7 protein-coding genes and 1 pseudogene are annotated in these 18,993 nt (G+C 65.4%); 2 read left to right on the forward strand and 6 right to left on the reverse strand.

Annotation, left to right across the window (positions count from 1 at the left end):
• From HUA76_RS41515 to HUA76_RS41525, 3 genes are all read right to left on the reverse strand, one after another.
• Window positions 1-2,760 (reverse strand): TonB-dependent receptor domain-containing protein, encoded by a 2,760-nt coding sequence (locus HUA76_RS41515; protein WP_174464034.1) that lies wholly within the window; start codon window positions 2,758-2,760, stop codon window positions 1-3.
• A gap of 123 nt (window positions 2,761-2,883) precedes the next feature.
• On the reverse strand, window positions 2,884-4,296 hold the full coding sequence (locus HUA76_RS41520) for an L-serine ammonia-lyase (RefSeq protein WP_174464035.1): 1,413 nt from the start codon (window positions 4,294-4,296) through the stop codon (window positions 2,884-2,886).
• Between the two features lie 292 nt (window positions 4,297-4,588).
• Window positions 4,589-6,202: a DUF4041 domain-containing protein gene (locus HUA76_RS41525; RefSeq protein WP_174464036.1), complete on the reverse strand. Its 1,614-nt coding sequence runs from the start codon at window positions 6,200-6,202 to the stop codon at window positions 4,589-4,591.
• Between the two features lie 944 nt (window positions 6,203-7,146).
• On the opposite strand from HUA76_RS41525, the gene HUA76_RS41530 reads away from it, so the two are divergent.
• Window positions 7,147-16,086, forward strand: a complete 8,940-nt coding sequence (locus HUA76_RS41530) for an RHS repeat-associated core domain-containing protein (RefSeq protein ID WP_254614821.1) — start codon at window positions 7,147-7,149, stop codon at window positions 16,084-16,086.
• Between the two features lie 634 nt (window positions 16,087-16,720).
• On the opposite strand, the gene HUA76_RS41535 is transcribed toward HUA76_RS41530, so the two are convergent.
• A complete protein-coding gene (locus HUA76_RS41535) occupies window positions 16,721-17,023 on the reverse strand; it encodes a LexA family transcriptional regulator (RefSeq protein ID WP_174464037.1) in 303 nt (100 codons plus the stop codon).
• Between HUA76_RS41535 and HUA76_RS41540 the strand changes: the two are divergent.
• Window positions 17,022-17,372, forward strand: a pseudogene (locus HUA76_RS41540) (helix-turn-helix domain-containing protein); the annotation flags it as partial. The gene HUA76_RS41535 and the pseudogene HUA76_RS41540 overlap by 2 nt on opposite strands.
• 38 nt (window positions 17,373-17,410) lie before the next feature.
• On the opposite strand, the gene HUA76_RS41545 reads toward HUA76_RS41540, so the two are convergent.
• The gene (locus HUA76_RS41545; RefSeq protein WP_174464038.1) at window positions 17,411-18,442 is read right to left on the reverse strand and encodes an IS3 family transposase; all 1,032 of its coding nucleotides are present in this window, start codon (window positions 18,440-18,442) and stop codon (window positions 17,411-17,413) included.
• On the reverse strand, window positions 18,439-18,852 hold the full coding sequence (locus tag HUA76_RS41550; RefSeq protein ID WP_174464039.1) for a transposase: 414 nt from the start codon (window positions 18,850-18,852) through the stop codon (window positions 18,439-18,441). The genes HUA76_RS41545 and HUA76_RS41550 overlap by 4 nt, the downstream gene beginning before the upstream one ends.
• Between the last annotated feature and the right edge of the window lie 141 nt (window positions 18,853-18,993).

Here is an 18,993-nt window from a genome sequence, read left to right on the forward strand (position 1 = left end):
TCAGTAGCTTCCCTTCAGGCCCAGCATGGGCAGGATGACGGGCAACCCCATGGCCTCGCGCTGGAGTCTTCCAGCCGTCCGTTTGTATTCGTAGGCGAACACCTCCTGCTGGAGGGAGAGGTTGAGGATGTCCAGATAGGCCTCGACGGTGAAGTCCTCGAGCGACCAGGACTTCGCGGCGCGGAAGTCCACGCGGAAGAACGGCGCCAGCCGCTCCACGCGGTCCGCGTCCTGTCGCGCCCAGGCGCGGAAGCCCTCCGGGTTGATGACGGGGCGCTGGGTGACGGAGGAGACTTCACCGGACTCCGGACGGCCGGTGTTGAAATGCACCACCGTGCCTACCGTCCAGTTGTTCGCGAGCTTGTAGCTGAGCGCGGCGTTGAAGACGTGCGCCTGCTCGAAGGCGAAGGGCAGCTCGCCCTCGGTCGTCTCCCGGATGGTGTTGTTGTCGGCATAGCGCGCGAAGCGCCGATGGCGTTTGCTCTGGAGGAAGCTGTAGCTGACCCATCCGAACCAGTCGCGCCCCAGCGGATGCCGCGCCATCAGGTCCAGGCCATACGCGTAGCCTCGCGCCGACGGGTCCTCGCGCTGCTGGCCTCGCCGCTTGCGGTTCTCCAGGACGTCCTGCACGTCGAACTCCACCGTGCGGAACAGCGGGTTGAAGTAGACGTCCACCGTCACCTCCAGTCCCTCGGTGGCCTTCCACTCCGCGCCCACGTCGAACTGCGCGCCCGACTGGACGCCGTTGCGCAGGCCCGACACATCCAGCGCCGGCAGATGGAGCAGCACGGTGGGGGACTGGTGGTACATGCCACCGCCGCCCTTGAGGGTGAGCGATTCGGAGAGCTGGTGGCGCACCGCCAGCCGGGGCTCCACGACGACGTGCTGGATTCCGGGCACCAGGTGGTAGCCGTCCACGCGCACGCCGGGCGACACCACCCACGTATCCGAAGGGCGCCACGTCGCTCCGACGAAGCCACCGACGAAGGTGGCCAGGGCGGAGGGCTGCTTGAGGGGATGGGCGTCATCCGTCGGCCGCCAACCCGGAGTGCGCGCGGAGCCGGTGATGCCGGTGGCCACGCGCCGGTGCTCCACGTCCGTGCCCGCCAGGACGTCCAGCGCCTTGGACAGTCGCCGCGTCCACCCGGCCCGAGCCGCGAAGGTGAGCTGGTCCAGCCCGTACTCTCCCGCGAGCACCTCTTCGGGGCCCCGTGCCGGGTTGCGCACCACGCGCCGGTAGCCCTGCAGGCCCACCTCATCCAGGCCCACGGTGATGCCCAGCTCGCCCTCGCCGCCCGCCACGGGGTGGGTGCCACGCAGGTCCACGCGATGGAAGCGGGAGACGATGGTGGCGCCCAGGCTGTCCTCGTAGGCGGCGGTGGCCTCGCCCGCGTCGTCGGAGCTGCCGAGCGCGAACAGGCGCAGCCGTCCCTCGCCAAGCTTCTGCTCCACCCGGGCCTGGTAATCCCAGAAGGCCGCGTGGATGGGATTGTCTTCGTGACTCTTGAAGAGGGCGTACGCCAGGGGGATGAGCAGCCCGGTGTAGCTGTAGCGTCCCGCCACGGTGACGGAGGTGCCGGTGCGGTCGAAGGGCACCTCGATGAAGCCGCCCGCGTTGATGAGGTCCGCGTAGGCGGCGAAGTGTGGCTTGTCTTCACGTGGCCGGCTCAGCCGCCCTTCCACCGCGCCGCCCAGCAGGCGCCCGTACTGCACCGGCGGCGCGCCGGGATGGAAGTCGATGGTGTCGATGAAGTCCGGATGCACCACCGCGGGCCCGAGCAGCAGGTGGTACAGCATGGGGACGCGCACGCCGTCCAGGTAGTAGCCGGTGGCGCCGGGCTGCCCTCCGCGCACCACGGGGTAACCCAGGCCCGAGGCGACGCTGCCCACCCCCGGCATCAGCATGATGACGCGGAAGGGGTCGCCCTGCGTGCCCGGCACCTCGCGCAGCTCCTGCTCGTGCAGGGTGATGCGATTGACCTCCGTGCGGGGGCGGTCATCTCTCACCACCGTCTCGTAGGGATTCACGCGGGTGGGCTGGAGCCGGTAGACGACGTCGAGCGACTGGCCCGACTCGAGCGACTCCTCGAACGTCCCGGGCTGGTGGGACGGGGCGCGGACGAGGAGCCGGTGGGCGCCCGGAGCCAGCTCCAGCGCGAAGCGGCCATCCACGTCCGTGACGGCAATGGGCTCCTCGCCGCCGTCCAGGAACAGGGCCGCGTCCGCCAGCAACTGGCGGGTGCCCAGGGCACGGACCTCACCGCGCAGTCGCGACTGGGTGAAGCGCAGGGCCGCCGGGGGCTCGAAGTGGTAGCCATATGGCAGGCGCACCGACACGGTTCTCCCGCCCAGGCTCGCCGGCGTGAAGCGCAGCCCCCGCGCGGCGCGGACGGCGGCCTCCGTGAGGGGGGCCAGCGTGGCCGCCTCCTGCACCGTCACGTCGACGACGAGGCCCTGCTCGTCAATCTGGAGGATGAGCTTCACCTCGTCCGGGGCGCCCTCCAGGCCCTCGGGCCAGGTGACGGGGGATTCCTTCACCAGCTGAGGCGTCAGGAGCGCGAGGCTGCCTCCATCCGTCTCCAGCTTCAGCCGCGCGGCATCGTCGGCGGAGACCGCCGTCCCCGCGTCCGTGGCCTGGACGTCGACCTCCACCGCGCGGGGCTCACTGGTGGCGGCAGGAGCGGCTTGTCCCCGAGCGGGGGCTGGAAGACAGACAGCCCAGAGCAGGGACAGGACGAGGAAGGGTCGGGGGGAGCCCATGGTTCCACGTATACGTGGGCACCTTCTGGCTCTGGCTCAGGCGACCGCCGATGGCGGCCCATACACAGACAAGCGAAACTGTCTACCCATGGGGGCGGGCTTGGCCCGGCCCCCGGGCTCCGCTCAGCACTCCGGCAGGCCGACGCTGAGGTTCGCGACCTCGAGCACGTTGACGGCGAGCCCTCCGCGCGCGGTCTCCTTGTACTTGTCCTTCATGTCGCGGCCGGTGTCGCGCATCGTCCGGATGACCTTGTCCAGGCTGACGAAGTGGCGTCCGTCGCCGGAGAGCGCCATGCGCGAGGCGTTGATGGCCTTCACGGACGCCATGGCGTTGCGCTCGATGCAGGGCACCTGCACCAGGCCACCAATGGGGTCGCAGGTGAGGCCCAGGTTGTGCTCCATCGCGATTTCGGCGGCGTTCTCCACCTGGAGCGGCGTGCCCCCGAGCACCTCGGTGAGCGCGCCGGCGGCCATGGAGCACGCGCTGCCCACCTCGCCCTGGCAGCCGACCTCGGCGCCGCTGATGGAGGCGTTCTCCTTGTAGAGCACGCCGATGGCGCCGGCCGTGAGGAGGAAGCGCACCACGCCGTCCTCGTTCGCGCCGGGCCAGAAGCGCCAGTAGTAGTGCAGCACGGCGGGGATGATGCCGGCCGCGCCGTTGGTGGGCGCGGTGACGACGCGGCCTCCGGCGGCGTTCTCCTCGTTGACGGCGAGCGCGTAGAGGTTCACCCAGTCGAGCACGGTGAGCGGGTTGGTGAGGCCGGCCTCGGGGCGACTGAGCAGGCGCTGGTACATGGCCGCCGCGCGGCGCTCGACCTTGAGGCCGCCCGGGAGGATGCCGCTGGACGCGCAGCCCCGGCGCACGCACGCCTGCATGACGTCCCAGATGCGCAAGAGCCCGGTGCGGATGTCCTGCTCGGAGCGCAGCGTCTTCTCGTTCGCCATCATCAGGGCGCTGATGGGCATGCGCTCCCGCTCGCACAACTCCAGCAGCGTCGCCGCGGACTGGAAGGGGAAGGGCAGGGGCGTGGTGTCCTTGCGCAGCGGGTCCTGGCCGGTGGCCGCGGACTCATCGACGACGAAGCCGCCGCCCACGGAATAGTAGACGCACGCGTCCAGCTCCACGCCGTCCGCGCCGGACGCGGAGAAGCGCATCCCGTTGGGGTGGAAGGGGAGGCTGCGGCGGCGGTGCATCACCAGGTGCTCGCCGTCCTTGAAGACGATGTCCCGCTGGCCGAGCACGCTGATGCGGCCCTCGGTGCGCCAGCGCGTGACGATGGCGGGAATGGCCTCCACGTCCACGGCCTCCGGTGTGTCCCCGCGCAGGCCGAGCACCACCGCCTTGTCGCTGCCGTGGCCCTTGCCCGTGGCGCCGAGCGAGCCGAACAGCTCCACCTTCAGGCGCGTGAGCTTCTCCAGGTGGCCATGCTCCGCCAGTCGCAGCACGAACGTGCGCGCGGCTCGCATGGGCCCCACCGTGTGGGAGCTCGAGGGACCGATACCAATCTTGAAGAGGTCGAAAACGCTGACGGCCATCGCGGGCGCAACATGCCACGTTTCCACTTTTGTCCCAGCGCCTCGGGGCGTGACGTTCCTGCTCCATGTGAAGGGCAGGACTTCTTTGCGTGCCAAGGAGCTGAAGCTCGGTGAGGTGCCAAGCGAGCACGTCGGGTGGAATGCGCGAGCCGTGCCGCGGGACGCCAACGAGAACGCACTGCGTCGTGAGTGCCAGGGTGTTCTTCTCTTCGGAGACTGGAATGCGTGGGGCGAAGGCGCGCGAGTCGGGTTGAAGGTGGGAGCGCCTGGTGCGGGGTGAAGAGGTGGCGGCTCAGGCGACGGCGCGCTCGGAGCGGAGCGAGGTGGGGCTGTCGTGGCGCTCCCCTTCGGCGAGGGCGAGCGACTTGCGGTACTCGGCGGCCTCGGCGATGCGGGTCAGCTCGAACTCGCCGTGGTGTTCGCGCACGGCCTTGGCCACCTCGTCGAGCGTGACGCGGAAGAACTCCTTGCGCTCGTTGATGCGGTTGACGCGGCGGTGGGAGAAGGTGCGGTGCAGCGCGGCTTCGAGCGACGGTGCGTCGGGTGTGCGGATGATGGCGTGGACGTCGAACTCGAAGGGGACGGAGGCATCGCCCAGCTCGTCGATGCGGTCCTGGGGCACGAGTCGTCGCGTCATGCCGACCTTGTAGATGTCCTCTCCGAAGGAGCCGATGTTGGAGATGACGTAGACGTGGCCGGTGCGAGTGAGTTGGGCCTGGGAGATGGCGCGTTGGCGCTCCTGGTCCTCGGCGACGCGGCGTTCCAGTTCGGCGATGCGTTCGAGGAGCTTGGATTGCTCGGCGCCTTTGCTGCGTTCCAGCTCCCCGCGGGCCTTGCGCAGGGCTTCTTCGTCACGCTGGGCCTCGCGCTCGGCCTCCAGCTTGGCGCGTTCGAGTTCTCGCTGCGCGGTCTCTTCCTCGCGCATCTGCTCGCGGATGCGGCGTTGTTCTTCCTTCTCCTCCTGGCGCTTCTCTTCGTATTCGTGGGCGAGGCGCAGCTCCTCCAGCTTCAGCTCGACGTAGTCGGTGGAGATGAAGCACTGCTGAATCTCGGTGAGGCCGCTGATGGCCTCGGCGGACTTCTGGATGCGGGCCTCCATGGCCTTGATGTTCTTGTACGTCACCTTGGCCACGCAGGCGTCCGCCTCGCCGTTGAAGGCGCGGAGCATCAGCTTGAGGGTGCGCTCCGTTTGCTTCTTGCCCTCGGCCTTGCTGCCGTTGACCGTCCATTCAATCTTGCAGGAGGCGGCTTGCTTGTTCTTGAGCATGGCCTTCTGTCGTTCGCGGAGGGTGTCGAGGCGGTGTTCGTACTTCTCCGAGGAGGAGAGGTTGTAGATGGGTTTGTAGAACCCGTAGGAGCGGAGGATGGTCTCTTCTTCGAGGGGGCGGAGCTCGGCGCGCAGCTTGACGATGAGGGGTTCGAGGCGGGCCTGTTCCTCGCGGGCTTGATTGCGTCGGGCCTCGACTTCCCGGACGGCCACGTCGGCCTGTTCCCTGGCGCGAGCGAGTTCCGTGCGGCCTTGCTCGCGAGCACGGGTGAGTTCGGTCTGGGCTTGTTCGCGGGCCTGGGTGAGTTCCGAGGCGACGCGGGTTCGTTCGAGGCGGATGGCATGGTCCGTCGACGCCCTGACCTGCTCCAGGTCTGCCTTCGCGCCCCGGATGGCGGCGTCCGCGAGGTCGCGCTCCCGGGCCAGCTCGGAGGCGACGCGGTTGCGCTCGGTGGCGAGCATGTGTTCGGACTCGGCCTTGGTGCGTTCCAGGGAGGAGAGGACACGCTGTCGCTCGGCCTCCACGTCGAGCACGGGCTTGAATCGGGCCCGGACGGCTCGGAGCTGGAGGGCAGTGCGGACCAGGAGTCCCGTCAACAGCAGGCTCGAAATCGCCAGGGCCAGGACGGCAGGCTGCATGGAAGTCTCCCCCGTGAAGTGTCCCCGCCGTCGGACGGCGGCGCGGAGGAGGACCACTGTGCGCCTGGGGAGGTTTACCGGGGTATCACCCCCAGGGGGTATTCCGTCGTCCCTGCATCACCTATCGCTGGGCTGGCGTCCTCCCACGAGGAGTGGGAGCGCTCGCCTGAGCCGGGGCGAGAGGGCCAGGGCCACGGGGAGTGGACAACCGTCCCCCCCGGTAGACGGTTGTCCGTGCTTCGGGACGCTGGCGTGGTGCCTGCCCTCCGTGGCTCCCGCGCTCTGGATGGAATCACACTGAGGTGGTGTGGGCCGGCCGCGTCGACGGGCTGGGCTCCTCATGTCGTGTGGGGGCGGGGCCGACATGTCGCTGTTTCCCTGGAAAGCCAATTGCAAAGGAGTCGTCAGCTTGGAGTGCGACGCACTTCTCTGACCTGACTTTGATTGCCCCAGGGCAGGGCCTTGCTTGCGGTACGCGTGGGCCTTCCTGGTCTTGGTGTGTGTGAAATCTGGATGTCAGTGATTTGGGTGGAAAATTGCGACTGAGAGCTGTGCAGGGGGACTCGATGATGCCGAGCCGATGGGTATTCGTAGGGCTGTTGCTGCTGGGGGTGATGACGGCGCGAGCAGAAGAACCGGCTCCGGAGTGGTTGGATGTCTATTCACCACGAGAGTCGGATGCGCCCGTGGCGCAGGGCAGCCCGCCTCCCTGGAGCGAAGTCGCGTCGCTGGGCGAGGATCGGACGCGAGCCTATGAAGACGCACGTGCCATCTGGGAGTCGCGGCGAGACGTTGCCCAGGCTGAGCTCTCCGAGACGCTGACCAGGGCGCATGATGCTCTTGGCTCTCAGTCTCCCTGGTGGGAGCGATTCTGGCATTCCCCGTGGCCCTCTGATGCTGACCGCGGCGTGCTCGAACAATCACGCGAAGAGTTGAGGAGGGCCATGCTGTCCCTCAAGGCCATTCGCCGCGGAGACGAGGCCGCGAGCGCCTATCGCGTGGAGGTGCTGGCGGAACTCGAGCGTCAGCTCGAGGGTATCGAGACGCGTATGAGTGGAGGCTACGCTCGTGCATGGCTCATGCTGTGGGACGGAGGCCCGCATGAGGGCATCCTGCGACTGAAATCGAAGGCGCTGGTCTGGGAGACCCGCCTCACCGTCGATGACGTGAGTCAGGTCGCGCACATCGAGAAGCTCGCGGTCACGGACTTCCAAGAGGGTGTTGTCGGGCAGCCGCTTCCCCAGCCCGTCACGGTGCGGGTGACGACCGCGAATGGGGAACCTGTGTCGGGGGCGTCGGTGACGTTCAAGGGGCATGCTCCCTCGCTGCCCACGTTCCTTCCCGTGTCTGGAGGCACGGCGCCTGCTTCTCAACTGTCGGTCCTCACGGATGAGAGTGGGCTTGCGTCGGTTCGGGTCCTTCCCGATACGAACATCCTGCGGATCTCCTTTCTCCGCGCCGGAACGCCTCATCAGCAACGCCTGGGATACAATGCGGTGACGGCGGAGACCACGAACGGCACCCAGATCTTCACGCTTCCGGCGCCCTTCGTTCATGTGGGGCTTCCAGATGCTCCCGCCGTGTTCGAGCGCTTGGCGAATGTCAGCGCTCCTCAGGAGGCGGCGATTCAGCTCGTCTCGCCACTCTATGCCAGGGTTTTGGACCGCTACGGAAATGCCTGTGCGAATCAGAACGTGTCCTGGACCCAGTCGGTGACCACGGGACGCTTCTTCCGAGTCCAGGACGCGGTGACGCCCCATGTCCTGGACACCGCCAATCCGATGCAACTCATGGCGCTCGATGAGTGGACGGATACGAATGGTTGGGTAGGGCCTGGCTATATCCCAGGTACCAGCAATGGCTACTACTACGTGACGGCGACGGTGGGGGCTCTCACCAAGACTGTTTGGGTCAACGTCAATACGTTCGCGAGGTACACGCTCCGGGCGACGAGCAATAGCGACTTCAACGGGGCCTACCAGACGTCCGCACCCAGGGTCATGACCCTCCAGATCCTGCGATGGCCGCAGGGTGCTCCAGGATGGATTCCTGTCACTGGCGAAGAGCCGGACCTGCTCGGTGTGGGGATCCTCATCCAGACCCGGGTGGATCCCAATGGGGACGTGCTCGCGTCGGCGCTGACGGTCCCGAGTCAGATTGGTTCCGAACCGTTGGACGACGACAAGACCGTGGTCTTCCGGCAGCGCTACCTGCTGCCGGATGGCTACCAGCGGGTGCTCATGAGCGGCACTGTCTACGAGCGTCGCGCCAACAATCAGGTCGTGAGGGTGTGCTGCGAGCGTGACCTCTTCTTCGTCAATAGTTCCACGACCCCCACGCTCGAATCGCGTCGGCGTCTCCAGGGCGGCGTGATTGTTCCGACCGGTGGAATGGCCCTGACCTCCGATTCAGGAGTGGGGATATCCGTGCGCAACCGCACGTCGGGGCAAATCTATGCCCGGATGACGGTCCAGCCGCATACGTCAGGGGACTTGGTGCTCGACGGTGCGAATCTCGAGCGTGACGCTGACAACGACATCGTGCTGCCCGCGGCGGCTGATCCCCTGCGCATCCTGCCGCTCCTGGCGGGAACGCAAGGTGGGCGGGTTCGCTTCGAGCTCTACGCGAAGGACCATGCGGCGACTCCACCCCTGAAAGTGCTGCAGGCCAGCGATGAAGTCGAAATCCTGCGGCCGGATGGAGACATTGTGCTGTCGGGACTGCCCTTGGCGGCGCGATGGATGCTGCCAGCCTGGGATTTCGTCTCCGCACAGAAGCCCGCGCCAGGTCAGCCCCCAGATGAGGATGCACAGGCCCCCGTGGCGATCCCCGCGCACTTGGGGGTGAAGGTTTTTACCAATGGGCGCCTCGTGGTCAGTCGCATGGGGACGGAGCTGGCCTCGGCCAGGGTGCGGACGGATGCAGCGGGAATCACGGAGGTCGTGCCCCTGAGCGGTTCTGTCACCCTGGGGCTCGCGGGCTTCGCATGGGCGGACGTTCCCCCTGGGGCCGCGGGAACGGAGGACCTGGAGGTCACGCTGGTTCCTGAGAACCCCAATCAAGATGCCTTTCACGAAGCGGTGCCCCTGACGACCATTGTGGGGCGCATCGGCAAGCTCCCGGTCACGCACACCTTTGTCAAGGGTGTCAGTGTCGTGGACGGGCATCTGGTGAAGCAGGCGGCGGATGTCGATTCGCCCAGCCGAGGCGTGGGGCTGGCGTGGACGCGGACATATTCCTCGGGTGTCGCCGAAGAGGGGTTGCTGGGACCGGGCTGGTCGCATGGTTACGAGGGGGCGGTCCTGCCCGCGGGGAGTGGGTTCCGTTACGTGGTCGTGGGAGGTGAAGGGAGCGGGCATGCATTCAACTGCACGGGGGAGGGCGTGGGGTGTGTGCCCCAGCGTGGCTTCCACGGAACGCTGCGTGTCGAGGGAACGGGAGCGGGCCGCGAGTTCATCTTCCGCTCGAAGTCAGGTGTGGAGTATCGGCATGGATATCTGGACACGTCGGTGTACCCGGCCAGGTATCGCCTGACGTCCATCGTTGCTTCGACGGGGCACAAGGTGTCGCTGCGCTATGGCGATGCTTCGGTGGACAGGGCGCTGACTCGGATTCATGACGAGTCGAGTGGTCGCCTGCTCCAGTTGAGTCACCAGCGTCAGGCGGGCCGCCTGCGACTCCAGCGCGTGGAACTGCATCACGCGACCAGCGTGGATGCCACCACCCTGACTCCGCTGAATGTCTGCATTCAGTACGACTATGACAACCAGCAAAGGCTGGCCAGGGTGGCTCGTCACGACGGGAGCTGTGGGAGCGGTGCTCCGGCCAGGCAAGAATCGTATTCCTACGAGAGCGGTGCCGCCGAGCTGGGACGGACGCGGATGTCGCAGCACACCGGACCGGATGGTCAGGTGGTTCGCTACACCTACCACAGCGCCAGCGAAGAGATGCCCGGTGAGGATGGCTACCTGCTCCTGATGAACAAGGAGGAGCGAGTGAAGACGGTGGTGGAGACGCTCTCGACGCAGCCGCTGCGTGAGGCCACCACCCTTTTCACGTACAGCATCGCGCCCGAGTCGCGAACCGTGCTGGGGCAGTCGCTCACGACCTTCGCCACCGAAGTGAAGGGGCCCCGGCCGGAGGCGCCCGCGACACGCTATCGGATGATTGCCGCCGGGGCCGTCGCGGAGTTGGAGCGGCCTGTGTCCGAGGGAGTGGTGGCACGCACGGGTGCGCTGTGGGACAGCTTGCATCGGACACGCGCGGTGGAGCAGGACGCTCGGGGGCGGGTGACGCATCTCGCCCATGACGGGAAGGGCAACCTGATTGCGCGCCGCATCGAGGGAGCTGCGCTTCCGGCCTCCGAAGGAGTGGCGGCCACGGTGGGCGTCACGGATGCCCAGGGCCAGAGTGTCTCGGAAGTGGTGGAGAAGTGGGGCTACGACGCGAGCTTCAATGTGCTCGTGTGTCATGTGGACCCGGAAGGGTATGCCACGGTGTCTCGCGTGGACTCCACGGGGGATGCGCCCGAGGACCTCCTGCCGTTCGGTACGGGGCGGCTCCTGGAGACGCGTCGCTATGTGAATCGGGTGTCTCGCCAGGTGCTGTCGTCTCAATCGACATGCGCGGAGGCGGTGGCTTCGCTGGCGGAGTCTCCGCAGGACGTGGTGTTGCGGTGGAGGTATTGCGGCGTCGAGAACGCTTCGTGCCCGTTGGGAGCACTCACGGGGGACTGGGTTCAGACGGTGGGCGCGGATGGTCATGTGGAGAGTGCCACGGCCTACGACGCCCATGGCCAACTGCAGTCGAAGACGCTCCAGGTGAATGGCACGTCCACGTTGTCGGTGGCGTATGTGCACGACGCTCGAGGCCGCCTGCTGGCGGAGCAGGATGGACTCGGGCGCCATCGGGTCCAGGAGTGGGATGGGTTGGACCGACTGGTGAAGGAGGAACAACTCAATTCCCAGGGGCCGGGGACGACGCGCACGATGGAGTACACGGCGGGAGGCGCGCTTTGGAGGGAAGTGATTGGTGATGGCTTCGTCCGGACCCACGGCCTGGACGCAGCGGGTCGACGAGTGCGCACGCTGGAGTCCGAAGGAGGGCTTGAGACGACACTGGAGATCCAGTTTACCTATGACGATGCTGGGAATCGCACGTCAGTCACGGACAGGCGGGGTGTCCTGACGTCGACGCAGTACGACTACGCGGACCGCCCGGTGGAAGTCACCGTCTCCGTGGCGGACGGTCCTCGCTTCCTTGCGAACGCGGGGAGCTCTGACGAAGTGGGACGTGTGCGGACGGTGGCCCGGTTCGCCTACGACGTCGTGGGCAACAAGGTGTGGGAGTCGGACGTGTCGGGGCATGACCGGACGTACCGACTGGATTCGCTCTATCGCGTCATTGAGGAGAAGACCCCCGAGGTGCCGGGAGCGGCCGAGGGCTCGTCCGCGGTGCGGTACACGTTGGCGTCCGCGTATGATCTGAAGGGCCAGCGGGTTCGCCAGGTGGATGGGAACGGGCACGCCAGCACAGTGGAGTATGACTTGATGGGGCGTGCCGTCGTCCTGACGGATGCGAGCGGGCGGGTGGAGCGCCGTCGTCACGATGGGCGGGGCAATGTGACGCAGGCGTCGTGGGCGGCTGGAGGTGTTCAGCACCGCATGCGGAGCACGACGTATGACGGCCTGAATCGTGTGCTCTCGGCGGTGGAGACGGTGGCGAAGGCGTCGGGCCAGCATGTCTACACGACCCAGACTGTTCATGACGACTCGGCGCACGTTGAGTGGACGCGCAATGCTCGTGGCTTCGTGCAAGCCCGGCACTTCGATGGATTGGGCCGCGTCTTCAAGTCCGTGGAGGACGCGAGTGGCGGACCTCTGCCTCGGCAACCGGACGAAGCGGGCGTGGGGCCGGCGCTCAATCTGACCAGCACGACGGAGTACGACTCGTACGGAAGGCTGGCCGCACAGGTCGATGCGTTGGGGCGGCGCACGGAGACGACTCACGACGCGCTGGGGCGTCGGGTGAAGGTGCTGCACCCCATGGAGGCGATGGAACTCCAGACGGTCGATGGCGAGGGGAATCCAATCGTCACGTGGGACGTGCGGGGCGTGGAGCGACGTTTTACCTTCGATGCTCTAGGACGTGTGCGTTCTGAAAGGCTGTTGGAACTCTTTTCCGGGGCGAACTTTTGGAAGACGATCAGTCAGCGTACCTATGAGGATTCACCGGGACCGGATGGGCTTACACGCGAGGATGTGTTGGATGCTCGAAACCATCTGACGGCGCTGTACCGGGATGGCCTCAAGCGAGAGGTCCGCCGGGTCGACCCAGCCGGGTACAGTTGGGAGAGCCGGTTCGACGCGCTCTACAAGAGACAGGAGAAGGACGCGAAGGGCCAGGTGACCCGGTTCACCTACGATGGTGTTGGTCGGTTGCTGAGTCAGACCGAGCACACGTCGCCGGGGCACGCCGCTACGTACAGTCAGTCCTGGAGTTACAACGATGCGAACCGTGAGCAGACGCATGTGAATAGGCGGGATGTGCCCACGGTGAGTCGTTCCGATGGTCTGGGGCGCAAGGTCCACGAGGTGCGTGGTCAAGGGGCGGTGGTGGCGGAGGAGTCCTGGACCCATGACGCGGGGAACAACGTCGTGCGCTCCGTGGATGCGAATGGCTACGCGACGGTTCGTCTCTACGAGGGGGCGGGGCGTCTTCTCACGGAGACGTTGGGAGCGGGGACTTCGGAGTCTGCGACTACGGCGTTCCAGTATGACGCCGCAGGACAGTTGACGCAGAAGAAGGGGCCGCGTGCGACGGGCGCGTCCTTCGATGTCCGCTACTCCTATGACGACCTTGGGCACAGGGTTCGTGAGGAGACTGCGCTCAATGAGGTCACTGTCAGGGTCTTTGACCACGCGGGCTTCTTGAATTGCGAGCAACGACCCAATGCCCAGCCCACGCTCCCGCATGGAGGTGCCGCGGGGAAGAGTCTCGCGACGCTTGAGCTGGAGATATGCCAACAGGAGAATACTCGGGCGCATTTTTCGCATGATGAGATGGGGAAGCGAACCGGGGTTGTGGTGGCGTGGACTCGCGCCTCATACTTTAGGTATGACGTGACGAGGAATCTGGTCGCGAAGGAAGATGCGAACGGAAATCTCACGACGTATGAGTATGACGCCCGCAACCTTCGTACGGCCGAGCATCAGCATCTGGATAAACATCAGTCGCTGGTAGGCGGCCGGCGCGACAACTATCCAATGTTCGAGGGTGGAGCAACGCCGTCCGGCAACGTTGGAACGCTCACGTGGCGATACACATACGATGCGAATGGGAACCTGGCCTCTCAAGTTGATCCCAAGGGGCAGCGGACGGTCTATTCCTATGACCTGTTGAATAGACTGACGGGAAGGCTGTACCTGCAGCATTCTCTGCCCCGAGCGCTCCCCTCGATAAATTCGGACGGCTTCTCCTATGACGGAGAAGGGAATGTGACCCAGGAGCGTCAGCTCAGGCAGACCTCTCGTGGCAATGTCGGTGAAACGACGGAGTTCACGTTCGATGCGCTCGGCCGAGTCAAGACGCGGCTGAGCCTGGGTATTGGGAAACAGCTCGCATATGACTATGATGCCATGGGACACCGCACGCGTGTGGTGGACTCGGATGGCATCGAGACGGCATACGCATACGATGCATTGGGGCGTTTGCAGAGTGCGGCGCTTCCCTCGGGGATCGTGGGGTATCATTACTGGCCCGATTCCCTGCCAAAAAGGACTGAATGGTCTAACGGCGTGTCCGAGGGGCGCTGCTATGACGCCGTCGGCCGCCTCACTCAGTTGGTTGTTGTTCGTGGTGGCGTGTCCGAGGCCTGTCAGCCAGTCGGACAGGTGCTCAGTCGCTACTCGTACACGTATGACGTGAACGGGAACAGGTTGACGCAGGTGGAGGCGCGCACGGCGCCGCAGACGCAGTTGCTCGGCGCGGATGAAGTGACGTCATATGGCTATGACATTATGGATCGTCTTACGGGGGTGGCGGGGCCCGACGGGAACACCACGCTCTATCGGCTGGACTCAGTGGGAAATCGTACAGGCGAGATCGTTGCTCCGACAGTGGCGGTGGGAAGCTTCGGGCTCGGACCTGATGCATTCGACATGGTGCCGGAGTCGGTATCGACGCGGGATGTGACGACTACGTTCAATCGCGCGGACTGGATGCGGACGATCAAGGACTGGAAGAACTCCGCGATCGATGTTGTGCTCGAGTATGACCTGGCTGGCAACTTGGTGAAGCGTCTGACGCAGAATGGCGATGCGCGCACCTTTGCCTGGGACATTCGTCAGACGTTGACGGCTGTTTTCGATAACGGCGTGGAGGTCGGACGGTACGACTATGACAGCAACCTCCAGCGGATCAGGAGGACGACGGCTTCCGAGAATGTTGTCTACGTCTTGGACGACGATTTCGTGTTGCAGGAGGCGGATGGGAGTCAGATTCCGTGGTCGACGCGGCGGCGCTACCACTACGCGGATGGACCTCTTGCGGTGACCGACGTCGCTCCCTCGACGACGTCGACGCACTTCCTGATGTCAGACGCACTGGGGAGCGTATCGGACGCGATTGCCACCAGTACCGGCGGCTCTGTCACCGAAGCGCGGCAGTACGACGCGTGGGGTAACCATCTTGGAGACTCCACGCCTGCCGCCGGTGAGTTCAAGCTGGGTTTCACGGGGCATCAGTATGACGTCGAGACGGGCCTCACCTACGCCCGCGCGCGGTATTACGACTCGGAGTTGGGGAGCTTCATCAGCCGCGACAGCTTCGGGGGTCGGGTGGACGATGTTCCAAGTCTGCACCGGTACGTTTATGGGCATGTGAATCCGCTGAGGTACACAGACCCGACAGGACACTGCGTCAACTTCTTCGCGAAGGATGTGGTGTCGTGGAGCAATTGCGTCGAATCAGGCCAGGTGCTCGCTGGATACGGTGCTGGTGCAGCAAAGGTGTTCGGGAGTGTTGGCGTACTCACCTACAACGCGACTGGAGCGCTCCTCCATGCGACGATGGGCGGTTCTCAGTACCGGGAACAGGCGGAGACCTTCAACCAGGGGGCTGAGGGGTTGGTGCATTCCGTCAGAAGCCCGGGGGCATTCATCCAAAGCAGTTGGGAGGGCCTCACGGGGGGCTTGGCGCAGATGGGCGACGCGATTGAACGCGGCGACCTCTATGTCGCTGGTGAAGGACTGGGCAACTTCACAGCGCAAGTAGCGTTGATGCATGAAATCGGCCGGGGCGCATCGGTCAACATTTCGCGGCTCCCCGCAACAGCTTCCGCGGGCATTGCGGTAGGAGTTGGCAACTCCGGGCGGATTCTTTCCGTGACTGGGCCGACGAATCCGTCGCTTGGGTTGGCTGTTTTGGCGAATGCCGCGAATGGGGATTCTGGGGGCAGCAAAGAAGGCACCGTGACAGAGGCGGCGGATGGTCCTGATCCGACGATGGATCTCTTCGATCGGTGGAAGAGGGATGCGGAGCTGCAAGGCAACCGCCCGGATGTTCCTCAAGTCGTGGATGACCCAGTGAAAGGTGGGTCGAAGCCCCAGTTGCAGAGGATCCACAGTGATAGGACGTATGAACTTGATGCAGATGCAAAGAAGTCTTTGGCGCACTGGAGAACTCGTCCAATAGACGAGATAGTTGAATCGCTAAAGCCCGGACTGAAGGAAGGGCTCACGACTATGTCTGATGGACGTGTGATGAATGGAAATACGAGACTGAAAGCTCTTCTTGAACGTGGCTATGACGTTCAGTCGCTTCCGCGACAGGTGAAGGTCTGGGATGATTTGAAGGGTGAGGATTTTTATTATGTTCAGGAGTGATCTGTGATGAGTGGTGCGGACGAGTGCAGGAGGTTGATTGCTGGAATGTCGATGGGTGAGAAGATTAAATTCTACCTCTCGTACGCCCATCGGATAACCATTACTGCTCGGGAGTTTTATGGCGATCTTGACTCTCTGAGACTCAGTGGCTGCAATGAGACCTTGCACCGGCTGACTGGCCACTTGCTCACGCTCCAGTCTGGCAATGTTGATTCGGCGACTGAGGAGTCGTTCGCCGATATGATTGTTGCAGGTGCCGAGGCGCGTGGGTGGTTGCCAACACTCAGGCTGTCATTCGCAGTCATCCAGTCCAACCCAAGGCGCAGTTGACGTGATCTGCGGGGTCCGATTCTCAATAGAGGATGAGGATTGGACTCCCCACTTTGGAGAAGCTGCGGCAGGCCATCGTCTGGGCCTTCCATGGGAAGGCCCAGACGTGTGGGTAGATTGCACACCTATTGGGCGCTGGTGCGGCAACAGTCATCCGGGTGCTACGGCTGCATCGAGAGACTGGCAAAGTGACTGCCCGTCCTTCGGAAGCGGCACTTTTTCGCCCATTCGCGGCAAGGTGGCCGAGGCGCTCATGCTCCTAGTACCTCGGCACAGAGGTTCTGACCGATTGGTTTTGAGCGACTCAGCGTAGGACGGGCAGAAGTTCCGGGGCCAGCAGCAGTTCGATGCTGCGGGCCTGTCCGGCGCTGCGCCGGATGAGCCCCCGGCGTTCAAGCTCCAGCACCATGCGGTGGACGGTGGGAGGAGTGGTGCCGAAATATCGCTGCATGTCGGCTTCGGCGGGAGGGCGCCTGTTGAGCTTCGTGTAGGCGTGGATGAAGGCCAGGTACTGGCCTTGAAGGTCCGTGAAGGGATGGGTTGAGAAGGGAATCGACACGGAGGCCGCGAGGTAGTCCGACTCCTCTTTCACGGAGTCGGAGCGCATGAATGTACGTTACCTCGTCACCCTGGCCGCCGAGGAGAAGTCGGAGTTGGAGGCGCTGGTGAGCGGCGGCACTGGGCGGGTGCGCCACGTCAAGCGTGCGCAGATTCTGCTGGCAGCCCATGTCGGAGTCACCGACGAGCAGATTGCCAGGAGTGTCCGGGTGAGCGTCTCGACGGTGTACCGGGTCAAGCGGCGGTTCGTGGAAGGCGGCGTGGACCACGCCCTTCACGAAAGGCAGCGGCCCGGGGCCTCGCGCAAGCTGACTGGCAAGCAGGAGGCGCTGCTGGTGGCCACCGCCTGCTCGACGCCACCCAAGGGGCGTGCGCGGTGGACGCTTCAGTTGCTGGCCGATCGGTGAGCGTCAAGGTAGATGTCGCGTGAGAGGGTTCAGCCGATGCGCTTCATCTCCTGCACGGCCGGGATGAGGCTGGGCGAGGGGCCCAGGCGGACGGAGCCCGCGGGAGTCCAGTTGCGCGTGACGCGGCTCCATCGCTCCGGGTGACGGGATTGGGCGCGCTGGTACACCCGGTGGCGTCGAGCCATCAGCGAGGCCTCGCGACCGAAGTGCCTGTCGTCAGGCGTGACGAAGCGGATGGCGGAGTGAAGGTGCTCGGTGTTGTACCAATCCACGAAGCGCGTCACCCAGTCGTGCGCATCCTCGGCGGACGCAAAGGGCCGCCGCGGGAAGCTGGGGCGGTACTTCAGCGTGCGGAAGAGGGCTTCGGAGAAGGGGTTGTCGTTCGAGACGCGGGGCCGGCTGAAGGACGGGGTGACGCCCAACCATTGCAAAGTGGCCAGCAACGTGGCGCCCTTCATCGGGCCGCCGTTGTCAGAATGCAGCACCAGCCCCTCGGGGCAGCCGGCCTGCTGCCAAGAGCAGCGGATGAGGACCGAGGCATGCTCGGACGACTCCTCTTCGTGCACCGCGAAGCCCATGATTCGCCGGCTGAAGACGTCCACCACCAGGTACAGGTAGAGGAAGGCGCCCTTCACCGGGCCCTTCAGGTAGGTGATATCCCAACTCCAGACCTGGTTGGGCCCGGTGGCGGTGTGCTCGGCCCGGGGCCTGGGCGTGGGCGCCTTGGCATGGCCTCGGTGGGCCAACTGACCCGCCTCGCGCAGCACACGGTAGAAACTCGCCTCGCTGGCGACGTACTCGCCTCGGTCCGCCAGCCTGGGGACAATCTGCTTGGGCGAGGCGTCCCGGAACTCCTCACTGTTGGCCACCGCCAGGATTCGGCGCCGCTCCACCTCGGACAGTCGGTTGGCCGGACGGGTATGCGGACCACACCGCCGGTCCTCCGCCGTGGCTGGCTTCCTCCAGCGTTGAATCGTGCGCGGGGCCACCCCGAGCCGCTCGCAGATGGCCTCCAGGCGCACGCCTTTCTCCAGGGCCTCGTCGACGTGGGCGAGCGTCATTTCTCGCTCTTCTCGTCCCCGGAGTCGTCCTCGTCTGCCAGGTGCCTCTCGTCCCACCCCATCGCCTGAAGTTTTTTTTCGAGCACCAGCAGTGCCGCCGTCTCCGCCAGCGCCTTCTCCTTGCGGTGCAGCTCCCGCTCGAGCTCCTTCACCCGCTTCTCGGCGGCGGCCAGCCGCTTGCGCTCCTTGGCCGGCAGCGGCTCGCTCGCCGTGCCGGAGAGCGCCCCCGCGGCCGCCTGCTGCCACTCCCGCAGCTGCGCTTCATGCAGCCCCTCTCCGCGCAGCAACGCCCCCAACTCCTCGCCTTTGAGTTCCTGGGCCGCCGCCAGCACGCGCACCTTCTCCTCGGGTGTCCACTTCTTGGGCCCAGCGGGCGGGGCGGGCTTCTTCTCGTCGGACGGGGGCATCATGGCCGCTACCCTATTACGACTTGGTCACATCCGTGAGGGCTGCTCAGGCGGCGCTCTGGGGTTGATGGCCCTGTTGCAGAGCGGGCAGGTGCCAATCTGCTGGAGCAGCAGAGGCTGAATCACGCGCCTCACCATTGGCAG

This window comes from Myxococcus sp. CA056 (assembly GCF_013336715.1).
Classification (GTDB): domain Bacteria; phylum Myxococcota; class Myxococcia; order Myxococcales; family Myxococcaceae; genus Myxococcus; species Myxococcus llanfairpwllgwyngyllgogerychwyrndrobwllllantysiliogogogochensis.

Bases quoted from the DNA above. Each gene is read 5' to 3' on its own strand.
- HUA76_RS41515 (WP_174464034.1), bottom strand. From the start codon at position 2,760: ATGGGCTCCCCCCGACCCTTCCTCGTCCTGTCCCTGCTCTGGGCTGTC.
- HUA76_RS41520 (WP_174464035.1), bottom strand. From the start codon at position 4,296: ATGGCCGTCAGCGTTTTCGACCTCTTCAAGATTGGTATCGGTCCCTCG.
- HUA76_RS41525 (WP_174464036.1), bottom strand. From the start codon at position 6,202: ATGCAGCCTGCCGTCCTGGCCCTGGCGATTTCGAGCCTGCTGTTGACG.
- HUA76_RS41530 (WP_254614821.1), top strand. From the start codon at position 7,147: ATGCTGTCCCTCAAGGCCATTCGCCGCGGAGACGAGGCCGCGAGCGCC.
- HUA76_RS41535 (WP_174464037.1), bottom strand. From the start codon at position 17,023: ATGCGCTCCGACTCCGTGAAAGAGGAGTCGGACTACCTCGCGGCCTCC.
- HUA76_RS41545 (WP_174464038.1), bottom strand. From the start codon at position 18,442: ATGACGCTCGCCCACGTCGACGAGGCCCTGGAGAAAGGCGTGCGCCTG.
- HUA76_RS41550 (WP_174464039.1), bottom strand. From the start codon at position 18,852: ATGATGCCCCCGTCCGACGAGAAGAAGCCCGCCCCGCCCGCTGGGCCC.